This is a genomic window from Moorena sp. (assembly GCF_982860115.1).
On sequence record NZ_CEYLVT010000045.1, the window covers coordinates 1 to 20,121 of the forward strand.

Below are 20,121 nucleotides of genomic sequence, written 5' to 3' on the forward strand. Positions count from 1 at the left end.
GAATCGGGAATCGGGAATCGGGAATCGGGAATCGGGAATCGGGAATCGGGAAACAGAGGGAGGTGTGGGTCGAAATTCCTGTTGGAAGTAACGGGGAAACTCAAGAAGTGATTCGTAAAGTAATGGGTAGGATAACCCGTTATCCCCGTAAGGGATAACGGGGGAGCAGAATACTACCAATGAATTTGACTCAAAATATACCGCAAGCGGTCATAATCATCCTTAAGTAAAACACTCAAGGTTCGTCCGGCTTTGACTAACCAGTCACGGTCGGTCTGACGAAGACGATAAACTTCCCTAATCACAGCTGCTGTCAGGGGGTCTACTGGGGCACCATTGACTTCCAAAAGTGTTCGCAAAAAATCCAACTGTTCACTAAAGTGAATAACCTCTGATGGTTCACACTGGTAGACAGGTTGATGAATTTGCGGTGGACGGGGTGGAAGATACTGATAGACTCGACCATGATGGTTGCTAAAACCATTAACACCCTCTTCCGAAGACATAAACCCAACGATGGCAGCACGGAACTCAGTTTTAAGCATGGCGAAAATCTGAGGCTGCTGCTCACGTAATTCTGCCAGTGATAATCCTAAAGCTGTTGCTCGATGAACCGAATCAATCGGGCTAGTGGTAGCATAATAAACTACAGCAAAAATTTGATTACCTGACTCATCATCTACAGATTTTACCCAGCTGCCAAAGGGAGGCATGACCGGAAAGCTTAGATCTTCTGGCTCTAAACATTGAGCGAGAAATTCTGTAGTTGCTGTTTCAATCACCTCAGCAAGGTGATGTTCTGAGCGATTGCTGGGAGTAAACTGGGGTAAGGGAAGGCGCATGGTTTAGCGATTAGTGATTAGTCATTAATTATTAATCTCTTTTATCTATGCCTGTAAACTAACCCTTTTTACCAATTTTTGGTTTCACCTCTTCGATTTCCGACAGCTGAAACGTTACTAATTTATCCCAGTTACCTCCTTCAAACAGCACAGCTGCTTTACCATCACTAACCCGCTGTACTAGCCCCTCAAAGCGATAATAGGTATCGTCAACATTGATTACGCGAACTATAGAACCTGGAAAAATCATGAGTGCCTAAAAACTTAGATTGCCTTACTTAGATTTCCTTTACTAGCATAGGAGCTAATGGACTTCTTAGTCATCCAGTATCTAATAACCCATAACTCATTGAAACTTCAATCGCTGTCGATAATTCGCCACTGCTTGGGCCAACCCTAGGCCAAGAAAGTTGGTTAGTAGGGCTGAACGACCGTAACTGAGTAAAGGTAGAGGAATTCCTGTGATGGGAGCTAAGCCAATAGTCATCCCAATGTTGATCACGGTTTGAAACACAATCATTGAGAGCACGCCAATTGTTACCAGAGAGCCAAAGTTGTCTTTCGCATTCTGAGCAATCAGCACCAAGCGTAGGCACAACCACCACAAGGCTAATAAAATACACAAGCAACCTACAAAGCCTAGTTCTTCACCAATGGCTGAGAAAATGAAGTCAGTATGCTGTTCCGGGATAAAGTGGAGTTGAGTTTGAGTTCCCTGGTTGAGTCCCCTTCCCCAAACTTGACCAGCACCGATACCAATCCGAGACTGAATTAGGTGATATCCTCCTCCGAGGGGGTCTAGATCGGGGTTCAAAAAGAGCGTTAATCGGTCTTTTTGATAGTCCTTCAAGAGATTCCAGAAGACTTTTCCTAACGGTCCGACTACTAGGTTAACAACCAGGGTACCCAAGGCTCCCAACCAGCGCCAAGGCAGACTCAGGAAGGCAATAAGTGTGATTACAGCAGCCCAGGTATACCATGCAGGTAAAGATATACTGAACACAATGGCTGACACCAGAGGGGAAATCAACACGACCAACCAAGCGGGATTGGCATTTGCCCAGTAAAGCATACTCAAGGTAATTGCCCCAAACACCAAGGATGTTCCCAGATCAGGCTGCCCAAACACTAATGCCCAAGGTACAACAGTTACTGCTAAAGCTGCTATTACTGCTGGAATGGTAGTAGCGGGTCGTTTGTGCAAGATGGCAGCTAGAGTAATAATCAACCCGATCTTGGCAAATTCTGAGGGTTGAACATTAAACCCTCCAATGGTAACCCAACGCTGAGCACCTTTAGCAGTAGCACCGATCATCATTACAGCAATTAAGGACAGATTGGTGATGGCGTAAATTACCCAATGCCATTGGATCAGGGATTGATAACGCGATCGCGAGATGAATAGAGCGATGAACAATCCAATACCACCAATGAGCAAGTGGGAGACCCAATAGTTTCCACCATTGTCGATGGCTGCAGAGCGAATCATCACTGCCCCAAAGATGGTCAGCCCCACAGTCAGGAATAACAGTTGCCAGTCTAAGTCCTGCCAGGGGGCCCACAACAGCCGCCAACGAATACTATTTCTTATTCTAAATTTATTAAATTTATTAATTTGTACCATCCGTGTATGAGGTATGAGCGATTAGGTATGAGCTAAGCGAACAGCCATTAGCGCTACGCGCACGCTACTTGAGGTGCTATCAGATATCAGCTTATACACACGCTACTTGAGGTGCTTTGAGGCAAAAGCCTGTGATCAGCCACTGATTGCTTTGAATAAAATAAGCTGACGGCTGATAGCTGACGGCTGACGGCTGACTGTATGAGCTATTAGGCATTAGCGATTAGAAAATTGTTAATGGTGATTTTCCATGTTCTATGTTCTATGTTTGAGTTATTCTTGCCTACAATTGTTTGTTAATTAGACAGGGCAGCAATGGAAACTTTGGCAGCAATCTGAGATGCGATCGCTACCAGTGCTTTAGCGGAGGCTGACTCTGGATTGCCAACAGCGATGGGTAATCCTTGATCCCCTCCCTGCCGTAGGGAAATTTCTAGGGGAATACAACCGAGCAAGGGAATCCCTAGTTCTTTTGATGTTTTTTCACCTCCTCCAGAGCCAAACAGGTCATACTGACGGTCGGGCAAGTCTGGTGGGATAAAGTAACTCATATTTTCTACGATTCCCAACACCGGGACTCCCATTTGCTCAAACATTTTCAACCCTCGGCGGGAGTCTAACAGAGCTACATTTTGGGGTGTTGTCACAATTACTGCTCCTGCCATCGGTACTGCTTGGGCTAAAGTTAGCTGAGCATCCCCAGTTCCTGGTGGCATATCCACAATCAGATAGTCCAAATCACCCCACTCTACCTGATAGAGGAACTGGCGAATAATCCCATTTAACATCGGTCCGCGCCAAATCACTGGCTGGTCTGGATCAATTAGAAATCCCATGGACACTAGCTTGATACCGTGGTTGAAGGCTGGCTCGATGACATCCCCCTGTTTTCCTTTCTGAACCATGACTTTGGCATCAGCTAATCCCAGCATAGCTGGAGCATTGGGACCATAGATATCAGCGTCTAGGAGACCGACTTTAGCCCCCAACTGAGCCAAAGTAACTGCCACATTTACCGCAACAGTACTCTTACCGACACCCCCCTTACCACTGGAAATGGCTAAAATATTTTTGACGCCCTCAATACCAGTGCGGTCAGGCAAGGATTTTTGCTGAGGTGTTTCAGCAGTAACATCCACTACTACCTCTTCTACTCCTGATAGCTGTTTCACTGCCTTCTGGCAATCCTCTACAATAAATTCCCGCAAGGGACAGGCTGGGGTGGTCAACACTAAGGTAAAACTGACTGTACCGTTGTCAACCTTGACATTGCGGATCATATTTAATTCCACCAAACTCTTCTGGAGTTCGGGGTCTTGTACCGGTCGTAATACGTCTAAAACTGAATTTGTATCAAGCATCACAGATAGGCGGGCATAGCGTGTGTGATATAAGGCCACGAGTTAGAGGCTACGGTTAGATTGTAGAGCTTTTACGAGGCGAAGTGATTCCCAATCAGACTAATAAAATAGACCATTGAGGCGATCGTTAGCAACTGTCTCGAACTATTTTTGATTATTTTTATATTTGACTCACAGCCTAACACCTAAGGGGGATTAGAGGTAATTCCTACTCCGTGAAAACTGACAACTATGTACTTCAGGAAATCGCAAACCCCTATAAACTATCATGTCAATCAAGACTATAGCGTTAATTATACTTATCAAGTACATTCAATTTTATTATCCGTGTCTTGATGTAGTCTGTGATGGGTAAACCCCTTCATGTCTGGGCAGCCGTCACTACTCCCTACTCCCTAAAATTCACCGGTTTAAGTACCTCATGGGCTTAATAAACACTATAGGTCTTGCCCTCCAGTTGATAGTGAATATAAACTATCGCCGAGGCGGACGTAAAATTTCGTAAAACTACAACTATCCCTTGTGATAGCTAGATTACAGCGCGATCAAAATTGCAAAAGGACTCAATTTTTTTGCCATTTGTAAAAACTATGTTATTCTACAAGAGGCTTAAATGCTAGGGAAAAATATGGGCTTAACGAGAGACCTCTTAAAGGAAGTTGTCTGGTGGAGCTGTGCTCCCAGTCCGGTCTCTGATCACGATGATTCTGATTATCCTGACCAAGCATCCCTAGCCAAAATAAAGCAGTTCGACTTTGGAAAACAATGTCATCATGGGGTTTACCACCCGATGATGAATAAAATTTTTGCAACTCTTCCGCACTAGAGGTTTCTCTTAATAGGAGTTGGGCTTATAACTACTTTCTAGCCCTCTAGACATCAGAGATATCAAAAGTTGTCAACAACAAGAGGTATTTATTTTGAAGACAACCATTGCTGAACCCAAAAGTGCTAAGACAGTTAATAGTTTTGATGCGATTAAGGAAGCCCACAAGCTTTCTGGAAAGGCTGAAGATCTTAAGCAATACTACGATCAATGGTCAAGGGCTTATGACCAAGATGTGGATAATGAAGACTATTGTGGCCCGGATTACATTGCTGCCTATTTGGATTTGTTACCCAAGGACGATGGGAAGTTTCTGAATTTACGCAATCGGAAAATCGAAATTTTAGATGCAGGCTGTGGTACCGGCCTTGTCGGTATTGCGTTACGTCGCAAAGGCTATCAAAATGTTGATGGGTTTGATTTGTCCCATGGCATGGTTGAAGAAGCTGAAAAAACCGAGGCTTATCGCAATTTAACCGGAGGATGCGATATGACTAAACCCATCGAAACCTACCCGGATAATCGCTATGATGCTGCGATTAGTTGTGGAGTTTTCACCCTCGGTCATGTGCCTCCCACAGCCCTCGAAGAAATGATTCGCTTTACTAAGCCGGGGGGATTAGTTGTAGTGAGTACTCGTAAAAGTTATTACGACAGCACAGATTTTCAAGGGGTTTGCGATCAACTCCAAGCTGAAAACAAGGCCAAGCTTGTCAGCTCCATTATTGACGGCCCTTACATTGCTGAAGAAGGTGCTCACTACTGGGCTTTTAGGGTTTGCTAAAGGCTGAATGGTAAGCGCAGCACTATAAGTTGCGAAGCCCGTAGGTTGGGTTGAACAATGAAAGCCAATATGATCGCCTTAGCTGGTGTATTTGTTGAGTTTTTTTAGTTTGAGTTTTTTTAGTTCAATCCAGCCTAAGGGGCTGATCAGCACTGGAAATGAATTCCGGTGTAAGCCCTTTGCTGTGACTAGAAGTCGGCGGTTTCTAAACTCCCGGAGTTTTTCTGATGACCCAGCTCGTCAATAACTCACCGTCAAATCCTTTGGATTATGACGGGAGCTTGTAAGAAGCTTATAGTTGACCAGTCTAAGTTCCTGAGAACTATGTTATTTCTAAGTGTTAATGTTCCTACCTAGGGATGCGTAGCCAGTCCCTAGCTCTAGAACCCAATCGTTAAACAGGTGTAATTGAGTTAAGCCAGTGCGACTGGGAAAGTACCGAGAAATAACCTTGACGAGGCTAACCTAACCCTAGCAATAGGAGAAAACACAATTATGCGTGTCTTTGTACTCAACAAAAACCGACAACCCTTAGATCCATGTAAGCCTGCAAGAGCTAGGATTTTACTTTCGGCAGGAAAAGCAAAGGTCTATCGTCGTTACCCATTCACCATAATTTTGACGGAGGAGATAAAAAATCCAGTAACTCACGAGCATCAATTAAAAATAGATCCTGGTGCTAAAACAACTGGTTTGGCTATTATCCAAGGGCAGCGAGTTATTTGGGGCGCTGAACTTACTCACAGAGGTTTCCAAATCCGAGATAATTTAACTTCTCGTAGGCAGTTAAGGCGGTCTCGGCGAAGTCGTAAAACTCGATACCGTAAGCCCAGATTTTCAAATAGAACTAGACCGAAAGGTTGGTTAGCGCCTAGTTTGACGTCCAGAGTTCAAAATATTTTAACTTGGGTTAAAAAGTTGATTCGATTCTGTCCTGTCACCGGTATATCCCAAGAATTGGTTAGGTTCGACACTCAAAAGCTGCAAAATCCTGAAATATCTGGTATTGAGTACCAACAAGGTACACTTTACGGTTATGAACTTCGCGAATATCTACTTGAAAAATGGAATCGCAAGTGTGCTTATTGTGGGGCAACAGGTACTCAATTAGAAATTGAGCATATTAAGCCTAAATCTAGAGGTGGTTCTAATCGGGTTTCTAATTTAACTATTGCTTGTCATTCATGTAACCAGGCTAAATCCAATCAAGATATTGAACTTTTTCTGTCGAAAAAGCCTAGCCTCCTGAAACGCATACTACGTCAAGCTAAGCGTCCACTGGCTGATGCGGCTTCTGTAAATATAACCCGTTGGAAGCTATATCACGATCTCAAATCAATAGGATTACCTGTTGAAGTAGGTAGCGGTGGATTAACTAAATTCAATAGGTGCCGCCAAAGTCTTCCTAAAGCTCATTGGTTAGATGCAGCAAATGTTGGAAAAGTTGAAACATTGATTATTGAAGTAACCCTACCGTTGCTGATAACAGCCAAAGGACACGGTACTCGTCAGCTCTGTAGAACGAATAAGTATGGATTCCCTATTCGTCATTGCTCCAGAATTAAATTTCACAAAGGTTTTCAAACAGGAGATATTGTTCACGCAGTGGTAACTAAAGGAAAGAAGGTCGGCACTTACGTTGGGCGAGTAGCCACTCGAAAATCAGGATCTTTCAACATCTCAACTAAATTAGGGCTGGTGCAAGGAATCAGTCATAAATATTGTCAATTTATTCACAGAAAAGATGGTTATGCTTATGCGATTTAAACCCTGTCCTCCCTTTCCTCTCACCACTAAATCGAAGATTATAGTGGGAGTCTCCAGGGAGGCGGACAGATGAATGCGGCTCTTCTTACTGGCCACGGAGGAGCGGACAAATTAGTTTATACCCAAGTGGCTAAACCCTCGCCCCAAGCGGGAGAGGTTCTGATTCAAGTGGGAGCTTGTTCTGTTAATAACACGGACTTGAATACCCGCACCGGCTGGTATACTGCACAACAGGAGTTTGAAGCAGTTCTGCAAGATACCGCGACAACAACTATTAATACTTCAACTGGTTGGGGACAAACCGCGATTCAATTTCCTCGGATTCAAGGGGCTGATATTGTTGGCAAAGTGGTTGAGGTCGGTGTCGATGTTGACCCCAACCTGCTGGAGCAAAGGGTGATGGTGGATCCCTGGATTCGGGCTGAGTCTTCTGGAAGCGATCGCTACGTTGGCAGCGAAGTAGATGGCGGCTTTGCGGAATATGCAGTTATTCCCGCTTCCAACGTTTATCCGATCCACTCACCCCTATCTGACGTTGAACTGGCCTGCTTTCCCTGCTCCTATTCCACCGCCGAAAATATGGTGGTTAAAGGTCGCATTACTGCCACTGATACGGTTCTGATTATGGGCGCTTCTGGAGGAGTCGGCAGTGCTTTGATTCAACTGTGCAAACTGCGGGGGGCGACGGTAATTGCGATCGCAAGCCACAGTAAGCAAGCCTTTGTCCAGAAACTTGGAGCAGATTTTGTTTATGATCGCAACAAAAATTTAAATGATTCTTTAGATCATCATCCCATTACGGCATATCTTGATACTGTTGGTGGAGTGTATTTTCCACAATTACTCAAGAAGCTGAAAGTGGGAGGAAGGTATGTGAGCTGTGGTGCCATTGCCGGGCCCCTCGTCCAACTTGACTTAAGGGAAATCATTTACAAAGATTTAGAAATGATTGGTGCTACTCGCATGGAAGCCAGAGTATTTCAAAATTTAGTCAATTATATCAATAACAATCGTTTGAAACCAGTAGTTTCTAAAACTTTTCCCCTTTCTAAAATCCATGCAGCTCAAACGTTTTTCCAAAGCAAAAGCTTCTGTGGTAAAGTTGTCATTACTTTAGAGCAACTATAAACTGCGAATTGGAACACCTCTCAACACTGATAGCAATTAACAAATTCTGACACAATTAGGAGATTATGACTAAGCAAAAAATTGGCTATATTGGTACAGGAGCCATGGGCAAACAGCAGATATACAAACTGCTGAAGGATGGGTATCAAGTCCAAGTTTATGATAAGTATCCAGAAGCGGCCAAAACAGTGATCGCAGCAGGAGCAGTTTGGAAAGATAGTGCCAAGGAAGTTGCTAAAGGTGCCGATCTGGTGATTACCAATTTACCCTTACCCCATCATGTATTAGAAAATATGTTAGGAGAAACTGGGGCAGTAGAAGGCATGAGACCTGGTGCAACTTGGATGGATTTCTCCACAACTGACTACCATAACACTCAACATATAGCACAAGAAGCAGCTAAAAAAGGACTATTCAGTTTAGAATCTCCCGTGAGCAATCTCTCCCACATGGGTGTAGATTTTTGTAATGCTAGTTTCTATGTTAGTGGAGATCGGGAAGGCTACGATCTCAGTAAAGAAACCCTCGATGGGATTGGTAAAATTTCTTTCTTTGTTAGTAACACCATTGGTGAAGCTCAAACTGTAAAACTGTTAACTAACTTGTTATTTTATGCGCAAATGTTGACATTAGGGGAAGCTCTGATGATATGTAAAATCAATAATATAAATCTGCTATGGATGTGGGATTATATCCGAGCGTCCAAAGGGAATAGTGTGGTAACAGAGCAAGTAACCCCCTTTATTTTTGATGGCAGTTATGATTATTCCTGTTCCTTAGAAATTACGGTAAAAGATACGGATTTAACGGTAAACTTAGCTGATGAACTGAATGTTCCTTTACCTCTAGGGCGTATTGTTGAAGAGCGATATCGGGAAGCTGGACAGAAATATGAAGCCCATGATAATCATGTGAAAGTCACTAAATTAGTGGAAGAAGACAATAATTTAGATTTGCGGCTACCTGGTTTTACGGCTCCTTCTCCTTATGGTTTAGATCGGAGTTACGTTCATTCTGAAGAAAGAGTAAAGGATAGTTTTGGGCGAATTAAACCTCTTCCCTATCAATTAGAATATGCACCGCCGGAACCATTAGAAGATGAGAAGTTAATGGATATTGCTCAATCTCTCACGGATTTTATGGCTTATATTAATTACTTAGTCTTAGGGGAAGCTAATCAGTTAGGAAAAAATATGGGACTGACCGATGAATTATTAGTGGATGTGATTCGTTGGAGTGTTGGAACCTGTTGGGTATCTGATAATCTTGATACTTATCAACCTAATCCAGAAATTGTTGAGAAGATAAAATCCTTTGATTTTGGGAGCCAAGCCAAGCTTCCAGTCATAACCAAATTTATCGCACATCTTAGTGCTTAAAATCAATAGTTTAAAGTTGATTTGAATAGGCTGATTATCTGTGTAATTAGTAAAGGTAGCAATGATTAGTTTAAGGTGATCTGAAAACCATAACATAAATAGAATTAAATTACATGGGTTTATTAGTCAATAAAATTACTCTATCCCAAGACGATAAACAGTCTTTTTCAGAGAATGGATTTATCAAACTCAAAAAACTGTTTACAAGTGAAGCTACCGCTCAATTACGGAAGCTAACATCTAACTCCAATCAAATGAAAAAGCCTCCCAGGTTTTATTCTGGAGAAGTTTCAAAAATCGGTTATGACGTTGAGGAAAGGGTAACACACGATATCTATTCTTCAACGAATTTTCAATATGTTATGAAACAATTAGCCCATAACGGACTAACTTTCATGCAAGGAATTGCATTTGAGATAAAAGCCAATCAGAAAGGATTCCCTTGGCATCATGACATTTACTCCTTTTGTTACATTAGGCCAGAGGATTTAGGATATACCCTCTGGATTCCCCTCGATCCGATTAATACAAAATATCAACACGGAGGCATGGCCTATGTGTCTCGCCAAGTTTATTCTGCCCGTGAGTATTTTAATTTTATTTACAAATTAGTAGAACAGGATAAATTTAAGGAATTATTGAAAACTGAATACTTGAGTAATTATGATTTCCAGTGTGCTGATCAGGTGGAAAATTTTATCTTGGATAATAATAAAATAGAAGATAACTTTGAAGTCGGTGATGCCCTTTTCATAGACAAATTTGTTTGGCACAAAAGCTGTGCCTTAAACGCGGGACCATTGCCATCGAGGATGGCATACGTGATGCGTTTCGTCGATTCTCAATCCCGCCACTCAAAAGTTTTCCTTGAGGGGACATACTCCCTCTTAGAAGCTACTAGTAAGGATGTTCAAAGTGACATGGGCTATAAAATGGCTAACGTTCTTAAAGATGGTGAGATTATTCCCCATAACTTCGTTAGTTTAAAAAGAAGTTAAAAACAGTATGAAAATATCACGAATTTCTGTCTATCAAGTCACCTTACCCCTAGAGCATCCTTACCGACTATCAGGAGGTAGGTTGTACTTTGATAAACTTGATTCCACCATAGTTGCTATTGATACAGATGAAGGAATCCGAGGTTGGGGAGAAGGATGCCCTTGGGGTTCCACTTATTTACCTGCTTTTGGGCGGGGTATCAGGGCTGGAATTGAAGAGTTAGCCCCTCAACTCCTGGGATTAGATCCCAGACGCACGGATTTGATCTATCGGACGATGGATATTGCTCTACCAGGTCATCCCTATATTAAATCTGCCCTAGATATGGCTTGTTGGGATATCTTGGGTAAAGCAACGGGATTGCCTCTGTGTGAACTATTTGGTGGTCGTATCGACCAAGCCATAACCATCCAAAATTCTGTTCCCACCGGTACCCCAGAGGAGATGATTGAATCCATTAAAAGGGGTCAAGAAAAAGGCTACATCGTCCATACTTGTAAGATTGGAGCTGATGTGGCTCTAGACATTGAGAGAATTAAAGCGATTGGTGCTTATTTACCTGCCAATGAAAGTGCAACCTTTGATGTTAATCGAGCTTGGTTAGTAGATGAAGGGATGCGGGTGATGAACTCAGTAACCGAGCCAATTCTGTATTTTGAACAGCCCTGTGAAACCTATGAAGAATGTCTGCAACTGCGTCAAGTAACTTCTCATCCCATTATTCTTGATGAATGTATTCAGCGGTATGGTGATATTGTCCGTGCTCAAGCTGACCGTGCTTGTGAGGCTATTGGCCTGAAGATTAATCGGGTTGGAGGATTAACTAAAGCCAAGCGCATCCGAGATTTTTGTGTGGAAACGGGGATTCGGATGAACATTGAAGAAACTGGTGGTAGTGTAATTGCAGATACGGGAGCCGTACATCTGGCTCAGAGTACCCCAGAAACTCACTTGCGGGCAACTTGGTTATGCCACGACATGCTAACGGTTGACACAGCCACAGGTGGTGCAAGGAATCAAGGGGGTAAGACTTTTGCACCAGAAGCTCCAGGGCTTGGTGTAGAGCCAAAACTTGATATTTTGGGTGAAGCGATCGCGGTGTATCAATAATAGGTTTGTAATGCAAATTTTAGAAACAGAAAATCATTTAAACTGCCAAGAATTTGAAGACTTTCTGATCGAGGAAGTGTACCTAGAAAAGGTTTTATTGAAACCCGATAAACTATGGTTTCGCTATCTCCTAGATGGACAAGAAATCGATTGTTATATTAAATATAGCTCAATTAATTTAGAAGATACAAATTTAGGATATCCTTCTCAGGTACAATGTTGGGCTGTCATTATTGCTGTACTATCTACCCTACGCTTTTCTTCTGTACTTCCCCAAAAAATTGACTTCAGTAAATATAGTCAATTCATTGACAAAGAATTAATCAATTTATTGCAAACTATAATTCCCAAATGCTGGAGTGAAAGTCGCTATCAAGTCGGCAAACTTGGATACAAAAGTCCAGAAATAAAGGTTAACGAATCAGTACTTGGTAAAGATATCACTTATCCTCTTTTCAAGTTAAAAACCGAACAAGGCGCTGTAGATGCAATTATAGGCTCGGGTTCAGGTAAAGATAGTTTACTATGCAGTTTAATTTTACAAGAAGCTGGAATTAATTACGATATTTTAACTTGCTTATATAATTCCTATGGCGATACTGAAGAACAAAAAGAACTTTTTACTCAAGCAAGTAAACATTTAAACCACAGAAAGCAACATTATATCTACTTTCAGGACTTTTATTACCCTTGGCTTGAAGAAAGACTTAAGAGTTTTAACATATTTGCTCGCACTCAAGACTATTTTGAGTACAATTTTGAGTACAAAAAATCTTTTCGGACTGCTCCTACTGGAGAAGGTATCGTTTTACCTTTTATTATAGCACCCATTCAGGCAATTCATGAAATTCCTCTGCTGCTCCTTGGTAACGAAAAGAGTGCTGATGCTCCTAATTTAATTGATAAACATTCAGGAGAAGCAATCGCACATCAATGGCCAAAAAGCCTAGAAGCTGGTCAACTAAAAAAAGAACAGATGGCGAGAATGTTTAAGAACATTAATCACAGCAGTTTAATAAAAGCCATTCATGATGTGAAGATATTTGACTTAGTTTTTAAATTAGGAGACCAGCTCCCTTACGCAACAAATTCCTGTAATGTCCAAAAACCTTGGTGTTGTCGTTGTGAAAAATGCTGCTATGTCTTTGCTGGTTTCTGCGCTTATGGAGATAGGGAAAAGGTAATCAAAGCTTTTGGTAAAGACCTCTTCACCAGGTCAGAAAATTTATCTACTTGGTCAGAATTACTAGGGCTAAAGGGTTACATTCCCTGGGAATGCGTAGGAATGCACGAAGAAACTCAACTTTATTTTTACAAGCTTTATCAACAAGGTGTTAGAAACCAAGCAATCGATCTCTTTGAAAGGGAAATTTTGACACCCTTACAGAATAGTGGTAAATCAGTAGAAAATTATTTTCAGCAAATTCAGAATCAATTCGGTAAAGTTTATGAAGACCACCATACCATACCCGAATGGTTGTGGAAAAAAATTAGTCCAGTTCTAGGTTAGGATTTACTTCTCAGCTTTGTGTGCTTTCATAACGTTTGAGAATTTGCTCTAGTTGCGATCGCTGAAAGCGGGGCTGTGGCCGTAGGCCACGCTGCGCGAACGCCCATCGCGCTAATTGCTACATGAATCAGGAGAATTATCAATGAATACCTTACCCGTAATCTCGTTAACAAAATTAAAAGATATCAATGGTTCCAAATCAGGCAACGAAGAACACAAACGCCTCTATAACATCTGCTTAGAGCATGGGTTTTTCTATTTGAAAGATCATGGCATTTCTGCCGATTTAGTTCAACAAACCATCGACGCTTCCCATAACTTTTTTCAGTTGCCAGAACACATTAAAAAAGCCTACGGACAGGATAAACAAACCGTTTATCCCAACACGTCTAGGGGCTACGTTCCCCTTTATGGCGAAACCCTCCATGAAGACGTTGGTCCTGATCCCAAGGAACTTTTTGACCTTGGCATAGAACATCCACCTTCAGACAAGCCGTTTACTGGTCCTACCTTGATTCCTGATGATACTGTAGCCCCTGGTTTTGCGGCATCCCACTATCAGCTTCAAGGGGAGATTATGACTAAAATTGTTCCCCACCTTCTTAGGGCACTGGCTGTTGCTTTGAACCTTGACCCGGATTGGTTTGAGCCTTATTTTGATGATCCAATCCTGATCCATCGAACTATTTACTACCCCTCAGAAAGTGGTGTGGCAGGAAAACACACAGACAACGGTATTTTTACTGTGTTAATCCAAGAATATTTTCCCACCCCTTCCCTGCGGGTTTATACTAAAAATGCCTGGATTGATGCGCTCTGTTTAGAAGATGCGTTTGTGATTAATTTGGGGGATATGTTGCAACTTTGGACAAATGGTTTGTTTGTAAGTACTCCCCACGAAGTGATTCATAAACTCTCCAGGAGTCGGATTTCGATTCCTTTCTTTGTATATCCAAATGTCAACGGAACGTTTGAACCGCTCGGAACCGATAAAAAGATAAATCCTACTGACATTATGCTGAAAAACTTTAATTCAATTTGGGTGACTAAAACAGGGGCAGGTCGAGCTCAGGAATTAAAGTAATCAGGATTTTGTAGATAATAAGTTATGGGGATAATAGCTGACTTGTCGCCCCATAGCGCCTTGGTTGACTGCTTTTGGCCGCGCTGCATCCCCACTCCCTACTCCCTACTCCCTACTCCCTACTCCCTACTCCCTACTCCCTTTGCTATATAAGCTATCGTGGTGATTAAAGACTCGCGAACCAGCGACAGATTGCCATGAGAAAATTTTTGATACTGTGTCTGTTTGTAGTAGGGCTGGGTTTTGCCCTGTTTAACTTTAAAGGATTGGCAAATCAGGGGAATTTTGAGTCGATTGTAATCGACTTCCGGGAAGATATCCCAGCTGCTCAACTTAATGAGCAATTGCAAGCGATCGCAAAAGAATACGAGGTTAATCCCCAACTCAATAGTGAATTTTCAGCAGCGGATCACATATATATCCTAAAGGGAGATAAACAACTGCTGAATACTCTGAAACAATCAGGACTATCCCAAGCAACAGAATATATTGAACCGAACTATACCTATAGTGCTTTCGAGGTTCCCAATGACCCTGACTATGGCAAGCAGTGGAACCTGCGCAGCATTAATGTAGAATCTGCCTGGGATGACACCAAGGGTAGTGGCGTAACAGTAGCAGTGATTGACACCGGGGTCAGCGCAGTCCCGGATTTGAAAGATACTGAATTTGTTGAAGGCTACGACTTTGTCAATGACCGGATTGAAGCATGGGATGATCAAGGTCACGGTACTCACGTAGCTGGTACCATTGCCCAATCTACCAACAATGGTTACGGTGTTGCCGGAGTTGCTTACGAAGCTACCCTGATGCCCCTGAAGGTATTGGCAGCTAATGGTGGTGGTACAGTGGCTGATATTGCGGAAGCGATTCGTTTTGCCGCTGATCATGAGGTAGATGTGATCAACATGAGTTTAGGAGGGGCTGGTGAAAGCAATCTGATGGCAGAGGCCATCGACTATGCCTATCACAAAGGTGTTGTCCTAGTGGCTGCTGCTGGTAACTCTAACCAAAATGCTGCCGCTTACCCTGCCCGCTATCCCCATGTTATTGGTGTTTCTGCCCTTGATTCCGCAGGACTGAAAGCTCCCTACTCTAACTTTGGTGCTGGGGTAGATATCTCAGCCCCTGGTGGCAGTGAAAATGGTAAAATTCTGCAAGAGACGATTGATGGAGACACAGGCAGCCCTGTATTTGCTGGCTTCCAAGGCACCAGTATGGCATCGCCTCACGTTGCTGGTGTGGCAGCTTTAATCAAAGCTACTGGGATTCAAGACCCTGCTGATGTATTGAATGTACTCAAGCAGTCTACCCGAGCGATAGAAGATGACCCCCTAAACCACTATGGTGCTGGACAATTGGATGCTGGTGCTGCGGTTAAACTGGCTCTGAAAGGACAAATTACTTTCCAAGACTTCTTCCGCTGGTTACGGGATAACGGCTATCTCAATCCTCGCTTTTGGATTGACGGTGGTGTGATCGCCCTGTGGCCAAAGATTGCTATGGTACTAGGTTCCTACCTGCTGGCCTGGTTCTTGCGCAATTATTTTCCCTTTACTTGGAGTTGGTCTCTTGCCACTGGCTTAGTAGCGGGGAGTTCAGGATTATTCTTCCTGAAAGGTTTGTATATCTTTGACTTACCCCAATGGCCCTTCCGAGTCATGGGCAGTTCGATTCCAGAATTGGGTAGCGCTATTGGCAGCAGCAGTTTTCTCAACCCTCTATTTGCCAGTGTTGTGATTCCATTTATTTTAATCGCCCTACTGTTAGGACATCCCCAATGGAAGTGGTTAGCAGTTGGTTCAGCTCTTGGTGTGGCCAGTTGCCTAGCCGTGAGTGCTGTGGTTTCACCTGAGCTAATCTGGCTAGGAGGCGGGGTGTTGTCTCGGGTGTTCCTGATTGCCAATGCCTTGCTCTGTTTTGGACTAGCTTATTTAGCAGTTCAAGGGGATAAACAATCAGCATGACGATCAGCATCACAGGCGTAATTGAGCGCAAAGAGATGGGTTCAGGAGCCTGGGCACTGGTTTCTGACTCAGGGGAAACCTACGAACTCAAAAATAGTCCGCCAGAGTTAAAGCAATCGGGATTGAAGGTAACGGTTACAGGAGAGGTGCGAGAGGATGTGATGACCTTTGCGATGATTGGTCCGGTGTTGGAGATCAAGTCCTTTGAGTTACTCCCTTGAGGATCTTACCTATTGAACGAAGACAATCAGGACGTAACTATTCAGGTATCAGCCTATTTTCCCATCACCCCATCACCCCATGTTCACTAGCTCCCTAAAAGCTATGCTCAAAAATCATCTACCTATGGGGTGAAACCCTAAGACTCGGTAATTACCGAGTCTTGTCAAAATCTTTACAAAAACCATAATAAAGCTCAAACAATACACCTAGAGCTTCTCCCTAAGACTGACAAACTGGTTAATACCAAGGATTAGGCAGTGTTGACGTAAATTAGCAAAGTTGAGGGTCAGGCTGACTAAAATGCTCTGGATACAGTGATGACACCCCAAAGGAGTATCTTGGGGAAAATTTCAGATGTTAAGCTAGTTGATAACACGCTTATCATAAGTATGGATAAACCTACACCCTAATCCTTTCTCCTGGAAAGCTTACTGATTCAGTACATCCAATGCTGCTGGGTATGAGTACCAATTCCCAAAGGGTAAATTAGCTGCTTACCAAGGCAATTTCCCCTGTTTTAAGTGCTTAAGACCGTTCGTCAGTTCGTGTTTAGAGGGAAAGGAGCAAGCAAACTAATCTATAGAGATGGCTAGATACAGTGGGTAACACCTTACCACCCAGCGATGCAGCGCCGCCAAAGGGGGTTTCCCCCATGAGCGACTGCATCAAGAAGTGAAAAAAAATCCCCAGCTCACTAAAGTGAACCGGGGGTGTCAATCAGGGTGCATCTACCATTTCACTTTTCTGAAATTGGTGATAGCAATCCGGAAAAATCTGGGTAAAGTGGCACCCAAATGCTGGAATTAGGAAATTTTCTGATTCAAAACAATTAACAGAGTATGCCTTGGAAACTTTAACTAAAAAATGGCATCAATACCATGAGCCAACAAGAATTTTCCCCTAAAGGAATACTCCTCAATAAGCAAATAGTAAACAAATATTCAATATTCAAGAATTTTTAAGCCTTCCGCCAACGCTCGTCACTATGAGCAAAATTGAACCCTTGAAATTGAGCAAAATTGGGCAACAGTGGCACAGGAATTCCATATCTCCGTAACCCCCTTAGGAAAACATGATGATTATCTGGTGCGCATCGAACGAGTGGCACCGGGAGTCTCATTGGCAGAAGAACAAGTCAGTTGGCCGGTAGAAGAATGGTTAACCCAGGCCAAGCAACTGATGAATGACCCCCTATTTAGTGTCCTGCAGGGTAGAGCAGCTGCGGTGGATGGCAGTTTTGCCATGCCATCTTGGGGAGAACCGTACTCTCAATCCTCTTTAAACTTAGTTGCCTTGGGTCAGGAACTATACAATGCCCTGTTTAAAGGAAGCTTGCGGGATAGCTGGATGATGGCGCAAGCGATCGCTCAAAATCAAAGGTCGGTTTTGCGACTGCGTCTGGGATTGAAAGGTACAGAATTACCCCGCCTACCTTGGGAAGTCCTCCATGCTGGGGATCGTCCCCTAGCCACAGGGACTGATGTGGCTTTCTCTCGCTACCAGATGACCAAAGGGTTGATTAGACCAGTTCCGAAGCCTTTGTCTCCACCGAATCAACCTCTGAAAATTTTGATGGTGATCGCCGGTCCAAGTGATCAAGAAAGTTTAGAACTCTTACAAGAAGCATCTCACCTTAAAGAAGAACTCCGCCATCGTTCACCCAATGGACCACCAGCGATTCATCTGACAATTCTGGAACAGCCAGGACGGGAACAGTTAACCCAAGCCCTGGAACAAGGGAAATATCAAGTCTTCCACTATGCTGGTCACTCTAACCTAGGGGAATCAGGTGGTGATGTCTACTTGGTTAGTAAAAAAACTGGTTTGACAGAGACCTTAAGGGGTGATGATCTAGCTGGATTGTTAGTTAATAATGGTGTCCAGCTGGCTGTATTCAACTCCTGTCGTGGTGCTCATACAGCTGCTTCAGATACTCAAGAAAATGCTAACGATCAAAACCTCGCCCAAGCACTGGTTAAGCGGGGTATTCCTGGGGTTCTAGCGATGGCAGAGCGCATTCCTGATGAGGTAGCCTTGACCCTAACCCGATTATTATACCGTAACATCAACCAGGGTTACCCCATTGACCTAAGCCTCTCGCGAGCTAGACAAGGACTAATTTCTGCTTATGGCTCGAACCAGCTTTATTGGGCATTACCTGTTCTCTATCTGCATCCGGAATTTGATGGTTTCCTGACCAATGATGACCACAGTTATGACCGAACTCAAATATTTAGCCTGCCCGATCCTCCTGGAATGACTGTAGGGTTAGACCCAGAAGAGGCGTTTTTTACAGCACCAGCGGGCAATGATTATACCACATTCTCAGAACTTGAGGAAGAGTCAGGTCTTGTCTCTAGGCCAGAAGCTGAGTATGAGGATGAAAGTCTTACGGGTGTAACACCGGGTTTAGAATCTCATGCACTAGAAGCAGACGATCCTGCTGCTTTCATTAAGGGATTGTTGGATCAGCTGAATACAGAAGCAGCATCGAATTCAGAGGGGTTATCCGAAAACCCTTACTCAGAGGCGGCTCAGAAGAACCTACCAGTCCATACCCCAAGCCAACTCCCTGCTCCTTTGAAAGCTTCAGCCGCAACCCTGACACCGGCCTCTACGGACGGCTCAACCCAATTAGCTCCAAAGCGTGAGGATACTACGGCAGAAGTTGAGGCTAAAAAGGTCACTAATCCTAAACACAAGGGTTTAAGGTTACCACGTTCACCATTGTGGATCGGACTAGGAGCAACGGGAACTCTTGCCTTAGTACTTTTGGGGGTTTGGTTTGTCCAGAACCCTCCTACTTCTGGGCCAGGGATACCATTACTACCAGGTCCCTCCGAATCTTTTGATTCCTCTACCAATAACCTCACAGCGATCGCAATTGAAGCCTTCAGTCAGGGGAATATGATTGGAGGAACCAAAGCTGTAACGGAATTGCTAGACCGGGGTGCATTACCCAAGGCTTCTGCTGCCCTTCAGGAAGTTCCCTCAGAACAATTGAATCAGTCAATGGTGAGTTTCTTAAGAGGGCGTCTGGCATGGCAGTCGATCCAGACCGGTTCGGATGAATACAGTCTGGATGATGTCAGACGTTATTGGGAAAGAGCAGTCAAACAAGAACCTGACTCTTGGACTTACCGTAATGCCCTAGGGTTTGCCTATTACGCTGAAGGCAAATACGAGCAAGCTAACCAAGCTTGGTTAGATGCATTGTATAGGAGTAGCAAAGGGAAATCTACAACAGTTGGATCTGGACAATTTAGCAATTCCCAAAAATTGAATACCTATGCTGGCTTAGCGCTAGGCTTCTGGAAATCGGCTCAAGAACAAAACGGATCTAAGCGGGCGAATTTGTCCAAAGAATCCCTCAAGCTACGGCAACATGTGATCACCAATGATCCCATTAACTTCCGACCTGATGCCTTGAGCAAGAACTGGCTTTGGTCACAGCAAGGGATTAAAGATTGGCAATCCCTGTTAGAGGTTAGAACTTCTAACAATTGACGGTTAATAGT

16 protein-coding genes and 1 pseudogene are annotated in these 20,121 nt (G+C 43.4%); 12 read left to right on the forward strand and 5 right to left on the reverse strand.

The annotated features are described in order from the left end of the window. The 5 genes and pseudogenes from AC4II3_RS10375 to AC4II3_RS10395 form a co-directional block, all read right to left on the reverse strand. Positions 1-180, reverse strand: a pseudogene (locus AC4II3_RS10375) (hypothetical protein); the annotation flags it as partial. Continuing rightward, complete coding sequence (locus AC4II3_RS10380) at positions 174-842, reverse strand: HAS-barrel domain-containing protein (RefSeq protein WP_488012611.1); 669 nt, start codon at positions 840-842, stop codon at positions 174-176. The pseudogene AC4II3_RS10375 and the gene AC4II3_RS10380, both read right to left, overlap by 7 nt. Positions 843-900: 58 nt before the next feature. After that, a complete protein-coding gene (locus tag AC4II3_RS10385) occupies positions 901-1,092 on the reverse strand; it encodes an NAD(P)H dehydrogenase subunit NdhS (protein ID WP_044493740.1) in 192 nt (63 codons plus the stop codon). Between the two features lie 96 nt (positions 1,093-1,188). Next, entirely contained in the window at positions 1,189-2,466 is a 1,278-nt protein-coding gene (gene rodA, locus AC4II3_RS10390; protein ID WP_488012609.1) for a rod shape-determining protein RodA, read from the reverse strand. 296 nt (positions 2,467-2,762) lie between these two features. Beyond that, positions 2,763-3,830, reverse strand: coding sequence for an Mrp/NBP35 family ATP-binding protein (locus AC4II3_RS10395; protein ID WP_488012613.1), 1,068 nt, complete (start codon positions 3,828-3,830; stop codon positions 2,763-2,765). Positions 3,831-4,747: 917 nt separating this feature from the next. On the opposite strand from AC4II3_RS10395, the gene AC4II3_RS10400 reads away from it, so the two are divergent. The 12 genes from AC4II3_RS10400 (at position 4,748) to AC4II3_RS10455 (ending at position 20,110) form a co-directional block, all read left to right on the forward strand. Further along, positions 4,748-5,437 carry a class I SAM-dependent DNA methyltransferase gene (locus tag AC4II3_RS10400; RefSeq protein WP_488012607.1) on the forward strand — a complete coding sequence of 230 codons (690 nt, stop codon included), beginning with the start codon at positions 4,748-4,750 and terminating at the stop codon, positions 5,435-5,437. Between the two features lie 495 nt (positions 5,438-5,932). Beyond that, positions 5,933-7,204 (forward strand): RNA-guided endonuclease IscB, encoded by a 1,272-nt coding sequence (iscB, locus tag AC4II3_RS10405; protein WP_488012605.1) that lies wholly within the window; start codon positions 5,933-5,935, stop codon positions 7,202-7,204. Positions 7,205-7,273: 69 nt separating this feature from the next. After that, positions 7,274-8,332, forward strand: a complete 1,059-nt coding sequence (locus tag AC4II3_RS10410) for an alcohol dehydrogenase family protein (RefSeq protein WP_488012603.1) — start codon at positions 7,274-7,276, stop codon at positions 8,330-8,332. 65 nt (positions 8,333-8,397) lie between these two features. Further along, a complete protein-coding gene (locus tag AC4II3_RS10415; RefSeq protein WP_488012601.1) occupies positions 8,398-9,711 on the forward strand; it encodes an NAD(P)-dependent oxidoreductase in 1,314 nt (437 codons plus the stop codon). A 395-nt stretch (positions 9,712-10,106) separates the two neighbouring features. Next, positions 10,107-10,709, forward strand: a complete 603-nt coding sequence (locus AC4II3_RS10420) for a hypothetical protein (RefSeq protein WP_488012599.1) — start codon at positions 10,107-10,109, stop codon at positions 10,707-10,709. Between the two features lie 7 nt (positions 10,710-10,716). Continuing rightward, complete coding sequence (locus AC4II3_RS10425) at positions 10,717-11,820, forward strand: mandelate racemase/muconate lactonizing enzyme family protein (protein WP_488012597.1); 1,104 nt, start codon at positions 10,717-10,719, stop codon at positions 11,818-11,820. Between the two features lie 10 nt (positions 11,821-11,830). Then, positions 11,831-13,330 (forward strand): MurL C-terminal domain-containing protein, encoded by a 1,500-nt coding sequence (locus AC4II3_RS10430; RefSeq protein ID WP_488012595.1) that lies wholly within the window; start codon positions 11,831-11,833, stop codon positions 13,328-13,330. A gap of 142 nt (positions 13,331-13,472) precedes the next feature. Continuing rightward, on the forward strand, positions 13,473-14,414 hold the full coding sequence (locus tag AC4II3_RS10435) for an isopenicillin N synthase family dioxygenase (protein ID WP_488029083.1): 942 nt from the start codon (positions 13,473-13,475) through the stop codon (positions 14,412-14,414). A gap of 24 nt (positions 14,415-14,438) precedes the next feature. After that, positions 14,439-14,567 carry a hypothetical protein gene (locus AC4II3_RS10440; protein ID WP_488029084.1) on the forward strand — a complete coding sequence of 43 codons (129 nt, stop codon included), beginning with the start codon at positions 14,439-14,441 and terminating at the stop codon, positions 14,565-14,567. Between the two features lie 44 nt (positions 14,568-14,611). Beyond that, positions 14,612-16,381 carry a S8 family peptidase gene (locus AC4II3_RS10445; protein ID WP_488007856.1) on the forward strand — a complete coding sequence of 590 codons (1,770 nt, stop codon included), beginning with the start codon at positions 14,612-14,614 and terminating at the stop codon, positions 16,379-16,381. Then, the gene (locus AC4II3_RS10450) at positions 16,378-16,602 is read left to right on the forward strand and encodes a hypothetical protein (protein ID WP_488007858.1); all 225 of its coding nucleotides are present in this window, start codon (positions 16,378-16,380) and stop codon (positions 16,600-16,602) included. Before AC4II3_RS10445 ends, AC4II3_RS10450 begins: the two co-directional genes overlap by 4 nt. A 1,030-nt stretch (positions 16,603-17,632) precedes the next feature. Then, complete coding sequence (locus AC4II3_RS10455) at positions 17,633-20,110, forward strand: CHAT domain-containing protein (RefSeq protein WP_488007860.1); 2,478 nt, start codon at positions 17,633-17,635, stop codon at positions 20,108-20,110. Positions 20,111-20,121 lie beyond the last annotated feature (11 nt).

Bases quoted from the DNA above. Each gene is read 5' to 3' on its own strand.
- AC4II3_RS10380 (WP_488012611.1), bottom strand. From the start codon at position 842: ATGCGCCTTCCCTTACCCCAGTTTACTCCCAGCAATCGCTCAGAACAT.
- AC4II3_RS10420 (WP_488012599.1), top strand. From the start codon at position 10,107: ATGCAAGGAATTGCATTTGAGATAAAAGCCAATCAGAAAGGATTCCCT.
- AC4II3_RS10385 (WP_044493740.1), bottom strand. From the start codon at position 1,092: ATGATTTTTCCAGGTTCTATAGTTCGCGTAATCAATGTTGACGATACC.
- AC4II3_RS10410 (WP_488012603.1), top strand. From the start codon at position 7,274: ATGAATGCGGCTCTTCTTACTGGCCACGGAGGAGCGGACAAATTAGTT.
- iscB (WP_488012605.1), top strand. From the start codon at position 5,933: ATGCGTGTCTTTGTACTCAACAAAAACCGACAACCCTTAGATCCATGT.
- rodA (WP_488012609.1), bottom strand. From the start codon at position 2,466: ATGGTACAAATTAATAAATTTAATAAATTTAGAATAAGAAATAGTATT.
- AC4II3_RS10430 (WP_488012595.1), top strand. From the start codon at position 11,831: ATGCAAATTTTAGAAACAGAAAATCATTTAAACTGCCAAGAATTTGAA.
- AC4II3_RS10435 (WP_488029083.1), top strand. From the start codon at position 13,473: ATGAATACCTTACCCGTAATCTCGTTAACAAAATTAAAAGATATCAAT.
- AC4II3_RS10450 (WP_488007858.1), top strand. From the start codon at position 16,378: ATGACGATCAGCATCACAGGCGTAATTGAGCGCAAAGAGATGGGTTCA.
- AC4II3_RS10440 (WP_488029084.1), top strand. From the start codon at position 14,439: ATGGGGATAATAGCTGACTTGTCGCCCCATAGCGCCTTGGTTGACTGC.
- AC4II3_RS10445 (WP_488007856.1), top strand. From the start codon at position 14,612: ATGAGAAAATTTTTGATACTGTGTCTGTTTGTAGTAGGGCTGGGTTTT.
- AC4II3_RS10415 (WP_488012601.1), top strand. From the start codon at position 8,398: ATGACTAAGCAAAAAATTGGCTATATTGGTACAGGAGCCATGGGCAAA.
- AC4II3_RS10425 (WP_488012597.1), top strand. From the start codon at position 10,717: ATGAAAATATCACGAATTTCTGTCTATCAAGTCACCTTACCCCTAGAG.